Genomic DNA, 20,647 nt, shown 5'->3' with positions numbered 1-20,647 from the left:
AAGAAAGCCGGCATCCTGAGATTCAGGGGGCCGGCTTTTCTTTATAAATCAAGAAGCTCACGGATATCGTCTTCCGATAAGGAAGAAAGGCTGCTTTCGCCGGTCTGTATGACCTGGTCGAACAGAGCTTTCTTTTTGTCCTGAAGCGAAAGGATTTTCTCTTCAATCGTGCCCTGTGAAATCAGCTTGACGACCTGTACAACCCGCTTCTGGCCGATGCGGTGGGCGCGGTCGGCGGCCTGGCTCTCTACAGCCGGGTTCCACCAAAGGTCAAACAGCACAACCGTGTCGGCTCCTGTCAGGTTCAATCCTGTGCCTCCTGCCTTCAGCGAAATTAAAAAGGAATCAGCAGAGCCTTCATTGAATTGTTCGGTCAGTGCCATCCGCTGGTCGGACGGTGTTTTGCCATCCAGATAAAAATAGGAGAGTCCTGCTTCATCGAATGCTTTGGAAATAATGGAAAGCATGCTCGTAAACTGGGAAAAGACCAATACCCGGCGCCCGTTTTCCTTGCTGTCTTTCATAAACGCCATCAGCTCATCCAATTTTCCGGAGCTTCCCGTGTAATTTTCCAGGAACATCCCCGGATGGCAGCAGAGCTGGCGCAGGCGGGTCAGATTGGCAAGAATATTCATCCGGTTGGAGGACAATCCCTCTTTAAGCTGCTGGCTCGTTTCTGCTTTAATGCGCTCCAAATAAGCCATATAGGTTTCACGCTGCTGCTTATTCAATTCGCAGTAGAGAGAGCTTTCAATTTTATCGGGCAGCTCTTTTAATACTTCTTTTTTCGTCCGTCTCATAATAAAAGGAGCAATCCGCTGTTTGATCTGGTCGGGAGACAGCTGTTTAAACTTGGAGACGTCCGGAAACAGTCCCGGCATAATAACAGCAAACATCGACCAGAGCTCTTCCAGCTTGTTTTCGATCGGCGTGCCGCTTAAGGCAAAAATACGGCCGGCGTCCATCCGTCTTACAGCGCGGAACGATTTGGACAGATGATTTTTAATATTTTGGGCTTCATCGAGAATCAGTCCGTAAAATACGCGGCCCCGGTAAAGTTCTTCATCGCGGCGCAGAAGCGGATACGACGTAATCCAGACGTCGGCCTCTTCATAGGTGCTCCATTGTTTTTTGCGCTGCGGCTTGGTGCCGTGGATCACTGCGATCTTAAGGTCAGGTGTGAACCGCTGGGCTTCTTTTTCCCAATTGTATATTAACGAAGAAGGGGCAACGATTAAAAAAGGCGGGGCTTCAGGATTTTTCTGACGTTCAGAGAGAATATACGTCAGGGTCTGAAGCGTTTTTCCAAGCCCCATATCATCCGCTAAAATACCGCCGAACCCATAAGCGGTCAACGCCTTCATCCATTGAAAGCCCAGCTTCTGGTAGTCGCGGAGATCGGCATTCAGCCTCTCCGGCAGTTCCACTTCAAACGTCTGCGGATCACGGATGTGGCGGATAAGATCCTCCATTGTTGCAGAGGCATTCCACCCGGCACTTTCCCGCGTTTTATCATCGAGCAGAAGCGTTTTGTAGGAGGGCATACGCATCTTTTTATTTTCCGTGTTTTCTTCCGTTACAGGCGTATCCTGAAGCAGGTCCTGCAGGTTTTTCATCCAGCTGCTCGTTAAGGAAACATAGCCGCCCTCTATTGTTTTGTAGTAGCGCTTTTTTTCCTTCAGCGCTTTCATCAGGTGGAATACATCTTCCTCGTTTAAATCCGAGGTTTCAAAGGAAATATCGAGCCATCCCATAGAAGGGTCAAGAGCGGCCTCAACCTGAAGCGTCTCCGGTGGAATAAACGTACTTTCCGCTGCGCGGCTCATAAAAACGTCGGCCTGCTTTTTCAGCTCCGGCAGAATATCGAGAAAAAATAAAGCAATATCTTCTTCCTGGGAAAGAATCAGCCGTTCGCCGTTCCAGTGGAAGCCGGCTTCCTCAATAAACTGAAGGATGTCTTTTTCCTGTTTTGTGTCGCGTACAAGAATCGCTTTGTCTTCCGGAGTCTGCTGTTCTGTTACGGCATGAATAGAGTAAGGGCCGTAGGAGAACAGCGGATCGGCCGTCAGTCCGTTTTCCTTTTTATCGAGGTAGATTTTGGCCTGAAGCGGCTGTTCCTCGATAGAAGAACGGATGGATTCCGTCATCTCCAGCTTTTCATTCTGCTCCAGCGGTGCCACAATCTGCTTATATACCTGTCCGACCTCTTCTGAAGAAAGCGGAAGCCTTCCCTGCGGCGTGTCCATCAGCATATGAAAAAGCAGAACGATATCGCGGTCCGCTTCCGGATCAATTTTATACAGGCGGTCATTCCAGATATAATAGGAGGTCAGGCTGATCCGTTTTGGCGGATAGGAAACCGCGGAATAGGAAATAAGATAGTCTTCATCGGCCTGCTGCATATCAAACGTGCCGGGAAATTCTTCTTTTACCATAAACGGCACAAGCTGATTGCGTGTTGCCGATTGAACAAACACCTGACGGCAGGGAGTAAGTCGTTCGAGCATCTGCTCTGCGGCTACAGGTGGTACCTGGATAGCCCGGGCAGACGTTTCGGAATAGCCGAAGGATGCCGTGCGTCCGTCTTTCTGCCATTTTTGATTTCGTACAATATATTCAAGCATCTTTAATGCCTGCAGATCTTCTTCTTTAAAATAGTGATAGGTCGGATCGAAAGTGAAGTTCTTTGTAATAGGAAGCAGGGAGCGCTGGCGGATGGATGCAAATAGGTCCTCCATGTTTTTAACGACATACAGTTTATCTACGCCGATCCGCAGCTGCACCGTGAAATATTTTTCCTGCACAAAGCTGTAGTCGGAGAAAAACTGCAGCACAAACTCGGCGCGCATCGGCTCTCCGATTGACTCTACGGTCGTCAGCCTTCCCGAAAAATGATCCATAAAAAAATGCCGAAGCGATGAAGTGGCTTCTTTTTCACTCACTTGTTTTTTTTGGACGGGCTCGGAAAAAAATGAGGAAACTTCCGGCTTCTGCAGGCTGGCAAGCTCTATCATCACAGCGGCCATGTGCTTGCATACGTGCATGCCGTCGCTGTGGGCCGGACATGTGCAGGAGCCATCCTCCCATTCTCCGCTTTCGAGAAAAAAGAGCTCTACTTTATACATTTCCTCTCCCTGCACGCTTGCTTTGATCTTGCTGATCGTGCCATTCTGCTGCTGCTGAATTCCTTTTATATATCCTCGTTCATAATAATCAAGTCCTCTGGCGTATACGGTCGGGCCGGCTAAACGCCGAATCTGTTTTTTAGGTATGTAAGGCAATGCCTCATCTCTCCTTTTATTACTGCTTAAACGTTTATTTTATCACATTTTGCTGAAAATCAAATGAAAGGAGAAGAGGAGTACGTTAATATCTGTAGAAATAAACAAAGACAGCGTATCTTATAGTAAGCTGTATAAAGAGTATAATGAAAGAAAGCAGTGTGAAACTGTGGGAAACGGGGGAGTATACGTATGAATGAACAGCAGAAGACTATCATCAGCCAGGCAAAACAGGAAGCGGCCGCTTTTTTTAAGCATGCCGATCCAGCCCACGATTTCTGGCACACAGAGCGGGTCGCCAAGCAGGCGGTGGAACTCGGCCGCGAAACAGAAGCCGATCTTTATGTGGTGGAACTGACGGCGTGGCTTCACGATATTGCCGATAAAAAGCTAAACTGCACGGAAGAAGAAGGGCTGGATAATGTGAGAAGCTGGCTCGACAGCCACGGAGTGGAAGAGGACATCTCCATGCACGTGATGGATATAATTGAAACCATGTCATTTCGAAATGGTACAAATAAAGCAGAAATGAAAACAATCGAAGGCAAGGTTGTGCAGGATGCCGACCGTCTTGATGCGATGGGGGCGATCGGAATAGCCCGGGCTTTTGCCTATTCCGGGACGCACGGGAAGCCTCTTCATGAGCCGGCTTCCGCAGATAGAAGAGACAGAGATACAGCTATTCAGCACTTTTTCGATAAGCTTCTCCGTCTCAAAAGCCTGATGAATACAGACCGCGCCAAGCAGCTGGCTCATCACCGCCAGCGTTTTATGGTCTCTTATCTTGAACAGTTCTACAGCGAATGGGAACAAAAGCTTTAACGAAAAAAAACAAAAATCCGGTTGGAAAAGTATGTTATCGATAATGATTTTTTGTTTTATTAAGAAGATAAAAAGATACATGAAATAACCTCGTATCCCTTTTTTAGGGAATGCGAGGTTATTTTCGATGGGCAGAACGTTTACTTTTTTAATAAATGGAAATGCTGCTCGTTTTTATTTGTTGTCATGAATGTATTGCAGAATATCAGATGGTTCTTTAAAAGTGTGATCAGGCTGTGCATCTTCATGCGGTGTCGCGCTCCAGGCAGCGAGCCCGAAATTGGTTCCGGCAGCACGAGCACTTTTTTCATCCTGAAGGGTATCGCCAATATACACAGCCTCTGCGGCTTCTAGATTGGCTTTGTCGAGATAAGCCAGAATCGGGTCGCCGGAAGGTTTATGGTTCGTTGTTTCTTCGGCGTATACAATATCATCTACGTAGGTCTGCAGTTCAAAAGGCGCAGCTTTATCCTCGAATTCCTGCTTTGTTTTGGAAGTCACAATCCCGACGTGAAATCCCTGCTGCTTTAAGCCTTCCAGTACTTCTATTACTCCTGGAAAGACATGAATCAGCCCGCGGTTTTCCGAGGCATAAGCACTCCATTTTTCCTGAATAGCTGACTGGTCCTGAATTCCCAGCTGGGTCAGGGCTTTATCAGCCGGCGCATCAAGCGCGTGGACGAGGTTGCGATCTTCTATTACTTCACCGGTTTCTTCCTCAATGGCGCGGCGCAGAGATTTTAAAATCGTTTCTTCTGTATTTAACAATGTTCCATCAATATCAAACAAAAATGCTTTATACATACTATATCGCTCCTTATGAAAAGTAATCCATTGGCTCTATTCCCGTAAACAGTACTGTTTAATCATGCACGGAAACAAAAGAGGTTGCAAAAAACAGGGATTATGGTAAAATTTCTATGTTCCCAACGGGGCTGCTGTATAGAGACAGCGGCCAAGGCTTTACCCTATAGTGATCGAATTATTCGGCAGATCACAAAAAAATAATACAAACGGAAAGAAGGTTTTTCGAGAAAGTGAATGTTCAAAAACTGAAAAAAGAATGGTTTGGAAATGTAAGAGGGGACGTAATGGCCGGAATGGTGGTGGCGCTTGCTCTTATACCGGAAGCGATTGCCTTTTCCATCATTGCCGGCGTAGATCCCCAGGTGGGGCTGTACGCATCCTTCTGTATCGCAGTTGTTATTGCTTTTGTCGGCGGTCGTCCGGGAATGATTTCGGCTGCCACCGGTGCGATGGCATTGTTAATGGTGACGCTTGTAGCAAACCACGGCCTGGAATACCTGCTTGCAGCTACCGTGCTGACGGGAATTCTGCAGGTGATTTTCGGATTCAGCGGATTGTCCCGTCTGATGAAGTTTATTCCGCGTTCCGTTATGGTCGGGTTTGTAAATTCCCTGGCTATTCTTATCTTTATAGCGCAGATCGAACATTTTGAAGGAGAATCGTGGGTCATGTATGCGCTCGTAGCGCTTACGCTTCTGATCATTTATACGTTTCCGCTTATTTCAAAAGCGATTCCTTCTACGATGATTGCGATTATCGTAGTCAGCGCCTTTGCTATTTTCATGGGCTTTAATGTCCGCGACGTAGGAGACATGGGTGCTCTTCCGAGTACACTCCCGATCTTTTTAATTCCGGATATCCCGTTGAATTTTGAGACGCTCGCGATTATTTTTCCTTATGCCTTATCCCTGACAGTCGTAGGTCTGCTTGAATCTCTGCTGACTTCGAATATTGTCGATGATATGACCGATACGGAAAGTAACAAAAACAAAGAATCCAAAGGGCAGGGCTATGCCAACGTCGTGACCGGATTTTTCGGAGGCATGGCAGGCTGTGCGATGATCGGTCAATCTGTCATTAACGTAAAATCCGGCGGAAGCGGACGCTTGTCTTCTTTAGTTGCCGGCGTATTCTTAATGTTTCTCATTATTATTCTCGGCGGACTGGTTGTACAGATTCCAATGGCGGCGCTTGCCGGCGTCATGATTATGGTATCGATCAGTACATTCGACTGGGGCTCTATCCGGGCTATGCCGAAGATACCAAAATCAGACACGATCGTAATGGTGCTGACGGTCATTGTTGTTGTGTACACGCATAACCTTGCGATCGGTGTGTTTGCCGGCGTTCTTCTCAGCATGGTATTTTTCGCAGCGAAAATCTCCCGTGTGAAGCTGACGGAAGAAGAAGGCAGCGATAAGACGACGAAAGTCTACCGCGTTCAGGCGCAGCTTTTCTTTGCTTCGGTCTCAGAGTTTACAAAAAGCTTTGACTACGATAAAGACGCGGAAGCGGGAATCAAGCATATAGACATTGATCTTTCCGAGTCACATGTCTGGGACGATTCCGCTGTAGAAGCGCTGGATAAAGTAAAAAGCAAATACAAACAAAAAGATATCACGACAGGCTTTATCGGCGTAAACAAAGAAAGCTCCCGTTTAATAGAAAAGCTGGACGGCATGATCTCCGGTCACTAATGAGCTGGTTTACTCCAAAGATAGGGAAGAGGAGCTCCTTTTGTTTTTTTATCCCGGGAACAGATGAAAAAGTGGAAGGAATTTCTTTCTTCCTCGTCGTATATATATAGTAAGGGAGAGATGGCGATGTATAAAAAAGTACTTCTTGCAGCTGATGGTTCAGAGAATTCAGTGCGTGCGGCCGAACACGCCATGGCTATGGTGGAACATGAACAGGATTCTCATATGGACATCATTTTCGCAGTAGATGGAGACAAATCAAAATCAGATGTGCTGAAATACGGTGATTCCAACGTTATTAACAGCAAAAGAAAAGCAAAGCTTGCTCCTATTGAAACCAAGCTGAAGGAAAAAAATATTTCCTATGATATTCATATTAAGCATGGCGATCCGGGCCCGACCATTGTGAAGTTTGCCAACGAAGGCTCCTACCAGTGCGTCATCATTGGAAGCCGCGGTTTAAACCAGGTCCAGACGATGGTGCTCGGAAGCGTCAGCCACAAAGTGGCAAAGCGGGTCCAGTGTCCGGTGATGATTGTAAAATAAAATGCAAAACAATAAGAGACAGAGTGGCAGGAGATCAATCCACTCTGTCTTTTTTTTTTGATTTCAGCATCTATTTTAATCTGTTTATAAGAGGAAGAACTTATTTGATTTCTGCCGGAAAGGATGCCAGCTTCTGTGCTTGTTCTTTAATTTCTCCAGAATATTCCGGCATGTCCAAAATAGTGTTAAGCTGATCTTGTACCTCATCCCGTATACATTCATCGTTTCTGCTATAGAGTTGATAACGAGTTTTTTTGAAGGAAACAAATGAAAGAAATAGAAGGGGGCATTTTACTTGTCTGATAAGAGAATGTTTATTAATGGAGCGTGGGTAGAAGCCACATCAGGAAAGACCCGCCGTATTTTAAATCCGTTCAATCAGGAGACTATTGCAACGGCTGCAGAAGGAGACAGGGAAGATTCCCGGGCTGCAATTCAGGCGGCACGCGAAGCCTTCGATAATGGTGAATGGGCCGGTACGCCTGCAGCTATTAGAGGAAGCCTGGTACAAAAGATAGCTGACTTTATTAGACGTGATAATGAAGAGATGGCAGAGCTGGAAACACTTGATACCGGAAAAACTATGGTGGAAAGCCGAGCAGATATGGATGATATTGCCGGCGTCTTCCAGTATTTCGCAGGGCTTGCCGACAAAAACGGGGGAGAAGTGATCGCCTCGCCTCTTCCGGATTCGGAAAGCCGTGTAGTTAGAGAGCCGGTCGGTGTATGCGGACAAATTACCCCTTGGAACTATCCACTGCTTCAGGCAGCCTGGAAAATTGCCCCGGCGCTGGCAGCGGGAAATACAATTGTAGTCAAGCCAAGTGAAATTACACCGCTTACGACCGTAAAGGTATTTGAGTTAATGGAAGAAGCTGGATTTCCAAAAGGAGTTGCTAATCTTGTATTAGGATCCGGGGCAGCGGTTGGAGCCGAGCTTTCCGAAAATGTTGATGTAGACCTGATTTCTTTTACCGGAGGTATCGACACAGGAAAGAAAATTATGCAGGCAGCAAGCGTAAACGTAAAGAAAATTGCGCTTGAGCTTGGCGGAAAAAACCCGAATATCATTTTTGCTGACGCAGACTTTGATACAGCAGTTGATCAGGCGATGAACGCTGTATTTTTCCATGGCGGCCAGGTGTGTTCGGCCGGCTCGCGTCTTATTATAGAAGAAAGCATGCACGATGAATTTGTAGAAGAGCTGGTGAAACGCTCTAAAAATATTAAGCTTGGCAATGGTTTTGACGAAAGCACGCAGTCCGGCCCCCTTATATCCAATGAGCATCGCGCCAAAGTGGAGAAGTATGTAGAAATAGGGCAGGAAGAAGGAGCAAAGCTTGTTCTCGGCGGTTCCCGTCCTCAGGAGAAAGAACTGCAGAATGGTTCGTTCTATCTGCCGACTATCTTTACAGAGTGTAAGGCGGATATGAGAATTGTGCAGGAGGAAGTATTCGGTCCGGTTCTTACTATTGAGACGTTCCAAACAGAAGAGGAAGCCGTAACGCTCGCTAACGACACCATTTACGGGCTGGCGGGTGCTGTATTTACAAATGATATTGCCAAAGCGGAAAGTGTAGCAGCACAGCTTCGTATGGGTACGGTCTGGATTAACGACTTTCATCCATACTTTGCCCAGGCTCCCTGGGGCGGCTACAAGCAGTCCGGGTTTGGCCGCGAGCTCGGTCATATCGGCTTTGAAGAGTATACGGAAGTGAAACATATTTTCCGTAATAAGAAGCCTGCAGCCCTTAACTGGTTTGCTTAACAAAAAATAGCCTATAGTTCTTTACAGGAAAAATCAATAAAAGCCGGAATCTGTTTTAAACAGGTTCCGGCTTTTTATTATGCTGACGCTGTCGTTGATTTGGACAGAATCATTTTCATGATATAGACAACTGCCACCAGGAGAACCACAGCGGTTAACAGACCAAGCCACATGCTTCCGGACACTCCAAGAACAAGGTAGCCTATAGAAGAGGCTCCGGCTGCAATCAGGGCGTAAGGAAGCTGTGTCACTACGTGATCGATATGATGGCTTCCGGCTCCGGTTGACGAAAGAATTGTCGTATCGGAAATCGGTGAACAATGATCTCCAAAAATAGAACCGGCCAGCACAGAGGCCAAGAAAGGCAGCATCATTGTAATATCAAGCGTAGCTGCAATTTCTCCGGCAATTGGAAGAAGAAGCGAAAATGTTCCCCAGGATGTCCCGGTCGAGAAAGCCATAAAGCCGGCTACAATAAACAGCAGCAGAGGCAGGAGGAACAGTGGAATGCTGCCATCAATTAATGCAGCCAGGTAGGCTCCGGTCTGCAGCTCGTCGATAACGGCTACAATGATCCAGGCAAGAATTAAAATATAAATAGCCGGCATCATTGCTTTAATACCCGCCGCTCCTGCTTTGCCGACCATAGAAGACTTTGGCTTTTTAGTGAGGGTGAGAATAAGAGCTGCGGCTAATCCAATCAGGCCGCCGTACACAAGTGACGCGGACACATCTGTTTCAGCAAACACGCTCAGCACCGTAACGGTTTCCGCATTTTGAGCACCAGTGATGATCATAAAGACGATCGTTGCGGCTACAAGAATAACGATAGGAAGAACAAGGTCACGGACGCGGCCGGTTAATTCATCAAGCTGGCCGCCTGTTTCGCCCGGTATGCCAAGCTTAGAACTGTCAAACAGCACGCCGTCCTCAAGTGCGAGACGCTCGTGTTTTTTCATTGGACCGATATCGGTTTTCCAGATGATCATCAGAAGAACGAGCAGCAGGGCCGTAATCGCATAGAAGTTCATTGGAATCATGTACAAAAATGCCTGCAGCCCGCTGTATTGATTTACCTGATAGGATTCAAGGATTCCGGCAATAATCGTAATAATATAAGCACCCCAGCTGGAAAGCGGCACAATAACGCAGACAGGAGCGGCGACAGAATCAACAATATAGGCAAGCTTTGCCCGGGAGATCCCGTGTCGGTCGGTTAAAGGACGGCTTACCTGACCTACAGTAAGGCTGTTAAAATAATCATCAATAAATATTAAGATACCGAATAAAAAGGTGACCAGCTGGGCACCGGTTCTTGTTTTGACACGGCGCAGGGCCCATTCTCCAAAAGCTCTGCTGCCCCCGGAAAGACTAATTAAGGCAGCCATGACACCGAGAATAAGCAGAAAGAAAATAATATAAAGCTCCCACGTATTAATGGCGCCGTCCGTGTAGAAAAAACCGGCAAAAATGGACCATATGTATGAAATGGAAGCAAGCACAGACCAGTCGTTGATGAGCAGGGCACCGATTAAAATACCTAAACCCAGAGAAGGCAGAACCTTCTTTGTAACAATAATCATCGCAAGAGCCAGAAGAGGCGGCAGAAGCGACAGAGCAGATAATTCTTCCATTATTATTCCTCCAGTTCATCATGAAGCATACGTATGGCAGCGTAATTCACCAAAGCCTGTATCCTGATTTATATGGGATAGAAAAGGCCGCAGGCAATAAAAAAACTGCATGGAGACAGACTGTCACCATGCAGCGGACACCTCGGATCCGGTGAAAACAGGTAGCTCTCCGCAGTTGATTCTGCGGCAGTCCTGTATTTATTTAATACAGGCCCAATGCCCGGAAGATGACCTGTCCGGACATTTCGGCGGAGAACCCTTTTTGTACAGGTTATCGGTGTCACCCTATCTGTACATACTTCTTTTCGTCCGCGCCTCTACCTCATCGAGCGATGAGGCTTTTCTATAAAATTGGATGTTCAGTCATTCTGTGTGTTTTCCATACTGCTTCATTCACATAATTTATTCAAAAATAATTATAACAATGGCTTCACGGGGAAAGCAAACCTTTTATCAGGTTAAGCTGCTGCCTGCTGGAGTATTTAGTACAAACGTTTCAATAGCATGCGCTACGCCGCTTTCATTATGATGCGTTGTTTCAAACGTTGCTGCTTTTTTTACTTCGGGTTCGGCATTTCCCATCGCAATGCTGGTAGCTGCTTTTTCAAACATAGGCAGGTCGTTAAAATTATCTCCTATTGCATAGGTTTTATCCATAGAAAGCCCGGCATGCTCGGTTAAATGCATCAGGCCAATTCCTTTTTGGGTGCTTGGATGCATAATTTCCAGATTATCACGGCCGGAAGAGGTAATATGGATACTTTCCTGGTCTTCCCAGCTGTTTCGGCATCCCTGCAGCTTCTCTCCAAGCATAGATAAAATAAGAAATTTATAAACGGTAATCTGGTTTTCTTCAATAAATTCAGGGGTGGGAAGGTCTTTCATTTTGGATTTCCTGCGGTGGCCTTCTGCAACGTTCCAAATGCGTTCATTTACTTCATTGCCGTTATCGAGGGTAGCTGTGAAGGCATCAAGGTCACTGCGGAAATAGTCACTGGACTGCGGGGGAGTATAAATGCCTTTGTTCGTATAGGCATGGTAGTAAATCTGCTGTTCATCGAGCCAGTGCATTAGAGCGACAGCATCCTCACGGATCATGTGTACTTCCCGGATAATTTCTTCTCCCCAGGAAATGATGGCGCCATTTAAAGAAATGATACCGTCAGGCTTTACGTTTACTTCTTTTAAAAGACGCTGAACATCGGGCATGCCTCTTCCTGTCGCAATAACGACTTTATCTCCGTTTTCCTGAAGCTTCTCCAGGGCCGTGGCATTTTCTTTTGTAATATAGCCGTCTTCGTGGAGAAGGGTGCCATCCATGTCAATTGCAATTGTCTTCATATAGCTTCTCTCCATTCTTTCTATTTTTCTGTATAAAAGGTCTCTGTTGTCGTGTATGCTTTTTTATTTTATCATATTTGCCCGGGCATCGAATGAGAAATGAAACTGCTTGAAAGGCAAAAAGAAAAAGCTGCCGGCTGCCGGCAGCTTTAAGGTGATTATTGAACACGAGGCGGAGCTGTATCTTTCGGTTCTTCTTCCGGAGGAGCTAGTTTCTCATCCCCGGCTTTGTCGATATCATCGACCGTCAAATTAATTTCTACGATTTCCAAACCGGTCATTCGTTCAATGTCATGAGCTACATGAGTCTGTACTTCTTCAAAAATAGCTGGAATGCTTTTATCATATTCTACAATAATATTTACATCAAGAGCAGCCTGGGTTTTTCCTACCTCTGCGCTGACACCCTTTGTCAGGTTTCCGCTGCCGAGACGATCTGTAATACCTTCCACAACACCGCCGCTCATTCCTACAATACCGTCTACTCGCATCAATGCGACAGCGGCAATTTTCTTCACTACTTCCTCATCAATTAAAATGGAAGTGGAAGAGGGTGGGTTGTTTGGCGTGTTTGTTGAAATACTGCTCGTTGTTGTTGCGGGTGCAGATACAGAAGTAGTCGAGCTGTTGTCTTTTGTTTCAGCAGGAAGATTATCCTTTTTTTCTGAAGATGAATCACTGGACGTTTGAACCGGGGTGCGTCCCTCCATGTTTCTGGCCGGAGAACCCGGGCCTCCCATACGTTCAGCTGACTCTTTCTGCTCTTCTGCCGGAGATGCTTCCGGCTTATTGCTTCTTCTCTGTGATTTATCGCTTCTTTTTTTGTTTTCTCCGTTTGGTCCATTCTGCATAATAAATGCCTCCTAAATAATAGTAGTAACATTCCCACGGCCGCTGTTATTATCTGCGTGCGGTCAAAAACTCCATCGTTTTCCGGGTTGCATCCTGAAAATCCCTGTGGCCGTCGAGCTGTCTTCCGATTAGGTAGCCTGCTGCTAGAAAGATGGCTACAACAAGCGCTTCACCGAATCCCCACAAAAGAAAGATAATTCCGAGAAGCAGTGCCAATACTGTACATACAATTCGTCCTCTGTAGTCGATCCATTGTTTGGAGGAGGCCGTATCCGGCTGGTTCATATCTTTTTCTTCATTCATTATTTGTACACCACCTTATAGAATGTATAATTACTGAACTCTGGAAACTTTCGGTCCTTTAGGAACGGACTGGCTTGGTTCAAGATTATCTTTAATGATAACGTCAAACGTTTTAACATCCATTTCAGTGATGCGTTCCAGATCAGCTTTTGCTGCTTCCTGAATGTTTTCGGAAAGCGTCTGGATAGGAGATTTTCCATTAATAGTAATATGGGCTCTGACGTTCAGGACATTGTCGGATTCGATATGCTGAATCTGTACTTCAGAGCTGTCGAGGCCTTCGAAATTATTGATATTCCGGTAAATAATATTTTTAATCGTATCGTTTGATACGTCTATATGACCTTCATCGTTTTTCCAGCGGATATCAGGCATTCTTGATTTTTTCGTATAACGGAAAGCCCCGAGAAAAATAAGAATGCTGAGAATAACCCACAGCACTGCTAAAAGCAGGACGATCCAGAAAGACTCAGAACCCGGGGATGCGCCGAGTATGGAATTTTCTATCCAGGGGGCTGTCCCCCAATTAAGCCAGGTTCCTGCAGCTGTGTATAAAATAAACAGGCTGCCGGCAGCAAAAAGAAAGAGCGCGGCTCGGAATAGTATGGACATGGTTCTACACCTCATTTCCTTAATTGATTAACGTACGGGTGAAACAGCTGTGTGTTTACTGCACGCGAGGTGTCGTAGTGCTTGTTTCTTCTTTGTTTTCTTTTCGGTCTCCAAGCTTACTGTCATCTGCTGTATCAATATCATCTACATACAGGTTTAATTCCACAACTTCCAGACCGGTCATTTTTTCAATGGCTGTCGTTACGTTGTTAGTGACATTCCGATATACTTCGGGAATGCTTTTGTCGTATTCAATAATGATATTTAGATCAATAGCTGCCTGTTTTTCGCCGACTTCTGTGCTGATTCCTTTACGAAGACTCTTGCGTCCAAGTGCTTCTTTAAGGCCTTCCATAGGGCCGCCGCTCATGGAAAGCACGCCGTCCGTCTGAATAGCGGCAAGTCCTGTAATTTTTTGTACTACATTATCGTCAATTTTAAGTTTTCCGGGAATACGCTGGTTTGAATTGTTCTGGCTGGATCGTGAACTGCTGCTCTGATTTTGCTGCATAATACATTCTCCTCACATAGTGGTATTTATGTTACTGAACGCGTGATTCTTCCATCGGCGTGGTGGATATCTGATCTGATATGCTGATGTTAATATCGCTCACACGTACTTCTGTCATTTTTTCGATACTTTCTTTTACAGAACGCTGCACATTACGGGACAACGTTTGAAGAGGAGCCTGACCGTCCACCATAATATCAAGCTTCATATAAACAGATTCATCGGTTGGGGAGTGATAGCCGGTCATCTTAACATCCTTGACGCCGGGTTCAGCCATAGCGTTATGATAGGCTATTTTTTTGAATGTTTTCATGGATACGCTGATCTTGCCGGTAGGCATGGTCATATCAATACGTTCACCAGAACGCTTCTTTTTGAATTTAACCGCTGCGATCAGGGCAATAATACTGAAAATCAGCCAGACAACGGCTGTAATAATTGCAATAGTTCCTGCAGTGGAAGAGAAGTCAGCATTCACTACAAAGTCTGTAATCCACTGTCCGGAGCCGAGGCCGAAGATGGCACCGATCGTAAGAACAGCTACAGCTAAATTTGCAATGGCTAGAATAATGAGTAGTAATCGTAGGAAAAATGACAAGGTGTACCCTCCTTTCTCATAGAGCCCTGGTTATTGAACTCTTGCCTGCCGGCCCTGTTCTCCGGCGGCACGCTTGCTGAGCGATACATCTACGCTGGAAACGTCTACCTCTGCGATGCGCTCTACATCCTGTTTTACCGTTTCCTGTATATCTGAGGAAAGGGACTGAACCGGTGTTCTTTCATTGGGTGTTACTTTCAGGTGAAGTGCAACCTGGTTATCCTGTTTCTTTGTACAGGTCACACGGACATCGGTTACACCCTGACGCGTAATTGCGCTCCGGTACGCAATGTTTTCTATAGTATGAAAGGGAATGTCTACTCTTCCGCTGGATAAGGAAGAACTGACAAATTTCTCCTTGGGTTTCTTTTTCGGTTTAAAGGCAGGCAGAAGAAACAATAAGCTTATAAGGGCCCAGACTGCTACTGCCGCTAATCCAATCCACCATTCCGGCGACATGTATGATGCCTGTGTCCAGTATGTTTCTATTACCTGGACGGCCGGCTGCCACTGAAAGAAGCCGGCGATAAGAACGCCTGCAAGCGCAAGGTTTAATACTACAAATATAAATAAGAAAAATCGTAATGCAACCGTCATGATTGCGCCTCCTTCTGCTGATTATCTTCTTTCAGTAAAATAACGCAGCGTTTTCTGCGTCCATACCTGAATATCCCGGTGTCCGTCCAGTTGTCTGCCTACAAGATAACCTACAGCAAAAATGATGGCTACAACGACAGCTTCTCCGAAGCCCCAGAACAAAAAGACAATAACAAGAAGCAATGCGATAATAATGCTTACAATTCTTCCTCTATAATCAAGAAGCTGTTTTTTATCTTCATTCATATTTCTTCACCGCCTTTCATTGGTGGAATAGTTACTGCATTCCCCTTTTACCCATTTGTAAAAACATGTATTTCATTTATAGAAATAAATTTTATTGGAATATCTTTTTGATAGATGGCTTTTTTATCTTATTTACATCGAAATTAATCAAAATTTAAAAAGAACATGAAAAAAAATACAAATATTTTCAAAATAAATGTTAAGGATTCCTATTAACCGGGTATATTATCGTAGACTTAACTATAAAGGAGACTGAGATCAATGGCTGAACAAACACAAACAAATGTAACCGATCAAAACAAAAGGGACCTGACGTATAATGCAGGTGTCATTGAGAAGATTGCCGCGTTATCTGTAGTAGAAATTCCAGGGATTTTATCCATGAGCACAGGAGCGGTGGAAGGCCTGACAGAAAGACTGGGCAGAAAAGACCTTACTAAAGGCGTAACGGCTGAAGTAGGAGAAAAGCAGGCTGCGATCGATTTGAATGTAGTTATCAAATACGGCTCCGATATTCCGAAAGTCTACGATGAAGCAAAAAGAAGAATTACTGAAAATATCCGTCACATGACCGGCCTTGAAGTAGTAGAAGTGCAGATGCACGTAGATGACATCGACTCAGAAGGCGAAGGCAAGCTGGGCTACGAGAAGCAGGAAGTCCAGGACACTACGAACGAAAAACGTGTAGAATAGAAAAAACGGACCGGCGGTTTTCAGCAGGAGAAGCGCCGGTCTTTTTTTATGCCTGCTTTTACATACATCCGCTTAGAACAGAAGAAATCTGTTGCAATATCCCCGCGGATTATATATAATAACCCTCGTACAAAACGGATGTAATACTCGTATAATCTGGACGATAAGGGTTCAGGGTTTCTACAGGAGAGCCATATTTCTCCGAGCTACGGGTCTTCTATTGAAAATAGAAGATCTGTAGCTTTTTTTGTGGAAAAAGCTGCAGCGCGTCCGCCTGTAACTTTTTTGAGGAAATGGTGATATTCATGAATCGATTGTTTCATTTTAAAGAAAACCAGACGACGTTAAAGCAGGAACTGCTTGCCGGTTTAACCTCCTACTTTACGATTGCCTATATTTTGATCATTAATCCGGCAATTCTTGCTGATGCCGGTATTCCGTATGCGTACGCTCTGGCAGCTACCATACTGGCAACCGCGGCAGGCTGTTTTATGATCGGGGGATGGGGAAATGCCCCGATGATTCTTACCCCGGGAATGGGGATCAACGCGTTTTTTACGTATACCATTGTCCAGGGATTCGGCCTTACGTGGCAGCAGGGGCTTGCGGCAGTTATCGCAGCGGGTCTGTTGTTTTTCATAGCGACGATTACGCCGCTTGCCGGCATTATGGTAAGAGCTGTGCCTGATTCTCTGAAAATAGGTATTACCGTGGGCGTAGGTATCTTTTTGACATTTATCGGCCTGCAGAAAGGCCAGCTAATCACCGCTGATACCGAAACGTTTGTAACGATGGGGGCGATTTCCTCTCCTCAGGCGCTGCTGACGATTTTAGGCCTGCTGATTACGATGGGTTTATTCGTCCGAAAAGTAAAAGGAAGTTTTCTGATTGGGATCGTACTGACAACAGGCGTCGCGTTTTTGTTTGGATTGACCAATCCGCCGCAGGCAGATAGTATTCAGTTTACAGGCTATACTCAGATGCTTGGCGCCTCCGACTTCAGCGGAGTATACCAGCTGTCTTTCTGGACAGCCGTATTTTCTTTAATGATTATCCTGATGTTTGAAAGCATGGGGCTGTTAAATGGTATGCTGCCGGACAAAAAGAAGTTCCCAAAATCGTATCAGGCTTCCGCAGCATCTGCTTTTACCAGCGGTCTGTTTGGAACTTCCCCGACCATTCCAACGGTGGAAAGTGCTTCTGGTATCGCTGAAGGAGGCAGAACAGGCTTGACGGCTATTACTGTTGGTGTTTTGTTTCTGGCGTCTGCCTTTTTTGCACCTATGTTTACGGTCATTCCGGACGGAGCAGTAGCGCCGGTACTCATTATTGTCGGCGGGCTGATGGTTCAGGAAATTCGTCACATTCGTTTCCAGGAAATGTCGGAGTGGCTGCCGGCCTACCTTATTATCGGACTGATTCCATTAACGTATTCGATTGCGGATGGCATTGCTTTTGGATTTATTGCCTATCCACTCTTAAAGCTGGCACTGGGGGAACCGCGTTCGGTTTCACCGATAATGTACGTAATATCTTCTTTGTTTTTCCTGCATTATGTGCTCATGATGGTCATTTAACTAAAAGAAAAGGGGCTCTTCCATGTTTTTACTACAATTAATGCAGAAACGGGCAGAAGCCTACATGCAGGAACGCATGAAATACGGAGGGTATATGATGAGCGGGGGCCTTGTGGTTGCCGCTCTTGCTGTTATTCTGATTAGTTTTTATTATTACGGTGCCTGGCTGCAAAGCGCAGAGCACGGGCCTGTCTGGCAGCTGACAGCAGCTGCCATTTGGTCAGTTCTGCTTCTTCGCACGAGTCAGCGGCTTTTAGTAAAGCCGGCGGATATGGTGTTTCTGCTCCCGGCTGAAAGCCGGATCGATGAGCTGCTGGGGTGGGGACGGCGTTTTACTTTTCTGCGAAAAGTACCTCTGCTTCTTTTAGGCCTTGTTTATACAGGAACATATTATTATGCCGGACCGCTTGAGGAGGAGCCGTTTGCTTTATTTTACGGAATTGCTGCGGGAATAGCGGTGCTCCATGTAATAGGTACATACTTTCATTATTATGTTCACACAAGACCGGCCTTGTTCAGAGATAGGTCGGTTCCGGCCTGTTTGACGGCAGCAGCGCTTCTGGGACTATTCTTTCACTGGTTCTGGTTATATGGTTTGATGATGGCTCTTTATGCCGTATTTGTTTATGATAGAAGAAAGGCGCTGAAGATGCTGCCATTTCAATGGCAGAAAGTCCAGGAAACAGAGCATAGTCTCAGTCTTCGCTTTTACAGAGCAGCTTCCCAGTTTGCAGAGGTTCCATTTCTGCCTGAAAAAATAAGATTCTGGAAAAAGGCCGGAGCCGCTGCAAAGGTTGTTTCATGGAAAAGGCCAATGCTTTACATAAGCATTCTTTCTTTCATTAGAAGAGGCAGCTATCTGCAAAGCTGGTTCCTATTTACCGGCATTGGCTCCCTGCTGCTTTTTTATTCTGAAAGCACAGCAGCAAAAATTATAGCAGCGGCGGCCGTCGTGTATTTATATGGCCGTCAGCTGTCTGCTTTTCCAAAGCTGTACGAGTATTCGCTTCCTCTCGGCGTATACCCTGTAAAGGAAAAGGCGAGAAAACGAGAGCCGGCAGGAGCTGCTGCGCTCATTATGGCAGTTCATGCAGCTGTTCTTCTCATATCGGCCGGTGCAGGAGGAACGCTGCTCCAGCTTTTCTATACAGCAGGAGCGGTCGCTCTTGTGCTCATTCTTAATAAAAACTGGTTTCTGCCGAAATTATAAATGAAGCGGTATCATTGATCCATTGGACTTATTTTCTGAAAAAAAGCATCCAATCAGGGGTTTCATGCGTATACTAGGCAAGTACAAAAAGCATACCCCCTGCCGGATGGATTTACTTTATGTTGAATGAAGAGGGGGACAGGAAATGTCGACATTAACAGATGCGGAGCTGTATGAGAGAATCCGGGAGCAGGACAAAGAAGCGCTCGAAATCCTCTACACCCGCTATGAACGCCTATTGTACTCGTTTTCCTATAATATGATAAAAGATAAGCAGGCTGCCGAGGAAGTGATGCAGGATGTATTCTTTAAGCTGTGGAGAGGAAAAGGAGCCGGCACCTACACTGAATCCCGCGGCAAATTCTCGAGCTGGCTGCTGACGATCACCAGGAACGCGTCTATTGATCACCTTCGCAAGAAAAAAATGGAAATATACGAATGGGAGGAAAGAGACTCTGTCCATGAACAGATGCCCTCTGTAGAAGAAGAAATAGAGAATAAGGAAGAGCGGACAGAGCTTCAGGCAGTTATTCATAAACTGCCGGACGAGCAGCAGCGGATGATCTGTTTGTTTTATTTTCAGGGCATGTCGCAGAGCCAGATTGCTGAAGCATGCGGCATTCCGCTTGGAACAGTAAAAGGCAGGCTCCGGCTGGCGCTCAAAAAGCTGAAGGATATGGTCGCTGTGGAGAGGGGGATCGAAATTGAATAACAAACATGATGCAATTCTTGACTATTTGAACAATCAGCTCTCGGACAGAGATAGAGAAGCGTTTGAATATGAGCTGAAACACGATAAAGAATTAAGAGAAGAGCTGCAGGAATGGGAAGAATTAATGGAAGAGCCCGCTTGGTTATTACAAACGGTCGATCCTCCTGCAGGAATGAAAGAACGCGTGCTTGGCTCGGTGTTTGCAGAAGACAAACAGGAATCCCCGGCGCCGAAAGCCGTATTTACAGGAAAAAAGAAAAATAAGCGCTACGGCCTTATTGGCGGCCTGCTCGCAGCCGGACTGCTGTTATCGGTGGGAGCCAACGTATTTGTTGCGACCCAGCTTCAGCAGGTGGCTTCGCAGAATGAACAGCTCGAAGAAGAGCTGACTTCTGTAGAGACAGCCATGGAAGAGCAGCAGGAAAGCGGAACGGCGAGCCCGGTCGTAACAGCAAACCTGGAGCCGGCAGAAGATACTGCAGGGACTGGTATTGCAACGCTTGCGGAATCGGGAAACCAGGCGGAACTGCTCGTGCAGGCGCAGGAGCTTGACGGACTGGAAGGAAATGAAGTCTATCAGGTCTGGCTGATTGAAGGAGAGTCACCGATACCGGCAGGATCTTTCACGACAGATGCAGATGGACGAGGCGGTTCGGTATTTTCCTTAACTGAAAGCGCACAGAACTGGGATGCCATTGCCGTTACGAGAGAACCACAGCCTGACAATGAGCTGCCGGAGGGCGAAGTCGTCCTGCAGGCGGAAATTTAAATACTATTATAAGCGCCGCCGGAGATAACATACTTCCGGCGGTTTTTTTGCAGATGGGGCAGGAAGCGCCA

20 protein-coding genes and 2 riboswitches are annotated in these 20,647 nt (G+C 46.0%); of the genes, 9 read left to right on the top strand and 11 right to left on the bottom strand.

Annotated elements, in window-relative coordinates; genetic code table 11:
• Positions 1 to 41 precede the first annotated feature (41 nt).
• Positions 42 to 3,281, bottom strand: coding sequence for a DEAD/DEAH box helicase (locus ATL39_RS07655; protein WP_120192734.1), 3,240 nt, complete (start codon positions 3,279 to 3,281; stop codon positions 42 to 44).
• Between the two features lie 192 nt (positions 3,282 to 3,473).
• On the opposite strand from ATL39_RS07655, the gene ATL39_RS07650 reads away from it, so the two are divergent.
• Complete coding sequence (locus ATL39_RS07650; RefSeq protein WP_120192733.1) at positions 3,474 to 4,103, top strand: HD domain-containing protein; 630 nt, start codon at positions 3,474 to 3,476, stop codon at positions 4,101 to 4,103.
• Between the two features lie 174 nt (positions 4,104 to 4,277).
• Here the strand turns inward: ATL39_RS07650 and ATL39_RS07645 are convergent, their stop codons facing one another.
• Entirely contained in the window at positions 4,278 to 4,907 is a 630-nt protein-coding gene (locus ATL39_RS07645) for an HAD family hydrolase (RefSeq protein ID WP_120192732.1), read from the bottom strand.
• A gap of 233 nt (positions 4,908 to 5,140) precedes the next feature.
• Here ATL39_RS07645 and ATL39_RS07640 point away from each other — a divergent pair, with 233 nt between their 5' ends.
• The 3 genes from ATL39_RS07640 (at position 5,141) to betB (ending at position 8,921) form a co-directional block, all read left to right on the top strand.
• On the top strand, positions 5,141 to 6,607 hold the full coding sequence (locus tag ATL39_RS07640) for a SulP family inorganic anion transporter (RefSeq protein WP_120192731.1): 1,467 nt from the start codon (positions 5,141 to 5,143) through the stop codon (positions 6,605 to 6,607).
• A gap of 126 nt (positions 6,608 to 6,733) precedes the next feature.
• The gene (locus ATL39_RS07635) at positions 6,734 to 7,153 is read left to right on the top strand and encodes a universal stress protein (protein WP_120192730.1); all 420 of its coding nucleotides are present in this window, start codon (positions 6,734 to 6,736) and stop codon (positions 7,151 to 7,153) included.
• A gap of 310 nt (positions 7,154 to 7,463) precedes the next feature.
• Positions 7,464 to 8,921 (top strand): betaine-aldehyde dehydrogenase, encoded by a 1,458-nt coding sequence (gene betB / locus ATL39_RS07630; protein WP_120193146.1) that lies wholly within the window; start codon positions 7,464 to 7,466, stop codon positions 8,919 to 8,921.
• 77 nt (positions 8,922 to 8,998) lie between these two features.
• On the opposite strand, the gene ATL39_RS07625 is transcribed toward betB, so the two are convergent.
• From ATL39_RS07625 to ATL39_RS07585, 9 genes are all read right to left on the bottom strand, one after another.
• Positions 8,999 to 10,555 carry a Na+/H+ antiporter NhaC family protein gene (locus ATL39_RS07625; protein WP_120192729.1) on the bottom strand — a complete coding sequence of 519 codons (1,557 nt, stop codon included), beginning with the start codon at positions 10,553 to 10,555 and terminating at the stop codon, positions 8,999 to 9,001.
• 154 nt (positions 10,556 to 10,709) lie between these two features.
• Positions 10,710 to 10,883: riboswitch (Lysine riboswitch) on the bottom strand.
• Positions 10,884 to 11,008: 125 nt separating this feature from the next.
• Positions 11,009 to 11,896, bottom strand: a complete 888-nt coding sequence (locus ATL39_RS07620) for an HAD family hydrolase (protein WP_170146869.1) — start codon at positions 11,894 to 11,896, stop codon at positions 11,009 to 11,011.
• Positions 11,897 to 12,054: 158 nt separating this feature from the next.
• Entirely contained in the window at positions 12,055 to 12,747 is a 693-nt protein-coding gene (locus ATL39_RS07615) for an Asp23/Gls24 family envelope stress response protein (protein ID WP_245960949.1), read from the bottom strand.
• Between the two features lie 49 nt (positions 12,748 to 12,796).
• A complete protein-coding gene (locus tag ATL39_RS07610; RefSeq protein ID WP_120192727.1) occupies positions 12,797 to 13,051 on the bottom strand; it encodes a DUF2273 domain-containing protein in 255 nt (84 codons plus the stop codon).
• Between the two features lie 30 nt (positions 13,052 to 13,081).
• The gene (amaP, locus tag ATL39_RS07605; protein WP_170146868.1) at positions 13,082 to 13,663 is read right to left on the bottom strand and encodes an alkaline shock response membrane anchor protein AmaP; all 582 of its coding nucleotides are present in this window, start codon (positions 13,661 to 13,663) and stop codon (positions 13,082 to 13,084) included.
• Between the two features lie 55 nt (positions 13,664 to 13,718).
• Positions 13,719 to 14,174, bottom strand: a complete 456-nt coding sequence (locus ATL39_RS07600) for an Asp23/Gls24 family envelope stress response protein (protein WP_120192725.1) — start codon at positions 14,172 to 14,174, stop codon at positions 13,719 to 13,721.
• A gap of 31 nt (positions 14,175 to 14,205) precedes the next feature.
• Positions 14,206 to 14,772: an alkaline shock response membrane anchor protein AmaP gene (gene amaP / locus ATL39_RS07595; RefSeq protein ID WP_120192724.1), complete on the bottom strand. Its 567-nt coding sequence runs from the start codon at positions 14,770 to 14,772 to the stop codon at positions 14,206 to 14,208.
• Positions 14,773 to 14,802: 30 nt separating this feature from the next.
• On the bottom strand, positions 14,803 to 15,369 hold the full coding sequence (amaP, locus tag ATL39_RS07590) for an alkaline shock response membrane anchor protein AmaP (protein ID WP_120192723.1): 567 nt from the start codon (positions 15,367 to 15,369) through the stop codon (positions 14,803 to 14,805).
• A gap of 21 nt (positions 15,370 to 15,390) precedes the next feature.
• On the bottom strand, positions 15,391 to 15,615 hold the full coding sequence (locus ATL39_RS07585) for a DUF2273 domain-containing protein (protein WP_120192722.1): 225 nt from the start codon (positions 15,613 to 15,615) through the stop codon (positions 15,391 to 15,393).
• A 261-nt stretch (positions 15,616 to 15,876) separates the two neighbouring features.
• On the opposite strand from ATL39_RS07585, the gene ATL39_RS07580 reads away from it, so the two are divergent.
• The 5 genes from ATL39_RS07580 (at position 15,877) to ATL39_RS07560 (ending at position 20,576) form a co-directional block, all read left to right on the top strand.
• Positions 15,877 to 16,308 (top strand): Asp23/Gls24 family envelope stress response protein, encoded by a 432-nt coding sequence (locus ATL39_RS07580; RefSeq protein ID WP_120192721.1) that lies wholly within the window; start codon positions 15,877 to 15,879, stop codon positions 16,306 to 16,308.
• Positions 16,309 to 16,435: 127 nt separating this feature from the next.
• Positions 16,436 to 16,537, top strand: a riboswitch (purine riboswitch).
• A gap of 64 nt (positions 16,538 to 16,601) precedes the next feature.
• Positions 16,602 to 17,885 carry an NCS2 family permease gene (locus ATL39_RS07575; RefSeq protein ID WP_120192720.1) on the top strand — a complete coding sequence of 428 codons (1,284 nt, stop codon included), beginning with the start codon at positions 16,602 to 16,604 and terminating at the stop codon, positions 17,883 to 17,885.
• 22 nt (positions 17,886 to 17,907) lie between these two features.
• Entirely contained in the window at positions 17,908 to 19,095 is a 1,188-nt protein-coding gene (locus ATL39_RS07570) for an ABC transporter permease (protein ID WP_120192719.1), read from the top strand.
• A gap of 145 nt (positions 19,096 to 19,240) precedes the next feature.
• The gene (locus ATL39_RS07565; protein ID WP_120192718.1) at positions 19,241 to 19,807 is read left to right on the top strand and encodes an RNA polymerase sigma factor; all 567 of its coding nucleotides are present in this window, start codon (positions 19,241 to 19,243) and stop codon (positions 19,805 to 19,807) included.
• Positions 19,800 to 20,576 (top strand): anti-sigma factor, encoded by a 777-nt coding sequence (locus tag ATL39_RS07560; protein ID WP_120192717.1) that lies wholly within the window; start codon positions 19,800 to 19,802, stop codon positions 20,574 to 20,576. Before ATL39_RS07565 ends, ATL39_RS07560 begins: the two co-directional genes overlap by 8 nt.
• Positions 20,577 to 20,647 lie beyond the last annotated feature (71 nt).

This window comes from Sinobaca qinghaiensis (genome assembly GCF_003610495.1).
GTDB lineage: Bacteria > Bacillota > Bacilli > Bacillales > Marinococcaceae > Sinobaca > Sinobaca qinghaiensis.
The sequence above is the reverse complement of the archived record's forward strand: the minus strand, read 5'-3'. Positions and strand labels throughout refer to the sequence as shown.

Coding starts and splice junctions, on each gene's coding strand:
- ATL39_RS07650 (WP_120192733.1), top strand. CDS start 3,474: ATGAATGAACAGCAGAAGACTATCATCAGCCAGGCAAAACAGGAAGCG.
- ATL39_RS07645 (WP_120192732.1), bottom strand. CDS start 4,907: ATGTATAAAGCATTTTTGTTTGATATTGATGGAACATTGTTAAATACA.
- ATL39_RS07635 (WP_120192730.1), top strand. CDS start 6,734: ATGTATAAAAAAGTACTTCTTGCAGCTGATGGTTCAGAGAATTCAGTG.
- betB (WP_120193146.1), top strand. CDS start 7,464: ATGTTTATTAATGGAGCGTGGGTAGAAGCCACATCAGGAAAGACCCGC.
- ATL39_RS07625 (WP_120192729.1), bottom strand. CDS start 10,555: ATGGAAGAATTATCTGCTCTGTCGCTTCTGCCGCCTCTTCTGGCTCTT.
- ATL39_RS07620 (WP_170146869.1), bottom strand. CDS start 11,896: ATGAAGACAATTGCAATTGACATGGATGGCACCCTTCTCCACGAAGAC.
- ATL39_RS07615 (WP_245960949.1), bottom strand. CDS start 12,747: ATGCAGAATGGACCAAACGGAGAAAACAAAAAAAGAAGCGATAAATCA.
- ATL39_RS07610 (WP_120192727.1), bottom strand. CDS start 13,051: ATGAATGAAGAAAAAGATATGAACCAGCCGGATACGGCCTCCTCCAAA.
- amaP (WP_170146868.1), bottom strand. CDS start 13,663: ATGTCCATACTATTCCGAGCCGCGCTCTTTCTTTTTGCTGCCGGCAGC.
- ATL39_RS07600 (WP_120192725.1), bottom strand. CDS start 14,174: ATGCAGCAAAATCAGAGCAGCAGTTCACGATCCAGCCAGAACAATTCA.
- amaP (WP_120192723.1), bottom strand. CDS start 15,369: ATGACGGTTGCATTACGATTTTTCTTATTTATATTTGTAGTATTAAAC.
- ATL39_RS07585 (WP_120192722.1), bottom strand. CDS start 15,615: ATGAATGAAGATAAAAAACAGCTTCTTGATTATAGAGGAAGAATTGTA.
- ATL39_RS07580 (WP_120192721.1), top strand. CDS start 15,877: ATGGCTGAACAAACACAAACAAATGTAACCGATCAAAACAAAAGGGAC.
- ATL39_RS07575 (WP_120192720.1), top strand. CDS start 16,602: ATGGTGATATTCATGAATCGATTGTTTCATTTTAAAGAAAACCAGACG.
- ATL39_RS07570 (WP_120192719.1), top strand. CDS start 17,908: ATGTTTTTACTACAATTAATGCAGAAACGGGCAGAAGCCTACATGCAG.
- ATL39_RS07565 (WP_120192718.1), top strand. CDS start 19,241: ATGTCGACATTAACAGATGCGGAGCTGTATGAGAGAATCCGGGAGCAG.